This window comes from Xanthomonas sp. SHU 166, from assembly GCF_000364685.1.
GTDB classification, from domain to species: domain Bacteria; phylum Pseudomonadota; class Gammaproteobacteria; order Xanthomonadales; family Xanthomonadaceae; genus Xanthomonas_A; species Xanthomonas_A sontii.
Map to the genome: position 1 here is coordinate 1 of NZ_AQOJ01000618.1, position 564 is coordinate 564.

Genomic DNA, 564 nt, shown 5'->3' on the forward strand with positions numbered 1-564 from the left:
GCCGCCGGCGCCGGGGCGCAACCGCGTCCACAGCGTGCGGCCGGCACTGCAGGCCTCGTCCAGCCAGGCCGGGCGGTAGTCGCGCACCCGCGCCGGCAACAGTTCCGCCTCCCACAGCGGCGCCGCGGCCTCCACGCCCTCCAGTTGCGCCAGCACCGCGGCCAGCGCTTCGGCGCCCTCCACCTGGCCCTGTGCGTCCAGATGCTGCCAACGGAACAGGAAGCGCGCGTAGTCGCGCGGCGCCACCGGCTCGATCTCGCGGCGCAGGCGGCCAAGGGTGTAGCGGTGGATGCGTGCCAGCAGGTGCCGCTCGCACCACTCCTCGGCATCGGCGTCGGCACTGAACCGACCACCGAGCACATAGCCGTCCTGCCGCAGCGCAAGCAGCCCGGCCTGCACCTCGCGCAGCGGCAGCTGCAGCGGCGCGGCCAGCGTGGCCGCAGTGACCGGCCCCAGGCCTGCCAGCCGGCAGCGCAGCAACTCGCGCAGCGCGCTGTCGCGGTCCCAGTCGGCCACCGCGTAGCCCTCGGGACTGGCGATGGCCGGCCGCGCGCTGGCCTGCGG

1 pseudogene is annotated in these 564 nt (G+C 76.1%); it reads right to left on the reverse strand.

The annotated features are described in order from the left end of the window. Positions 1–564, reverse strand: a pseudogene (locus D180_RS15100) (ATP-dependent DNA helicase); the annotation flags it as partial.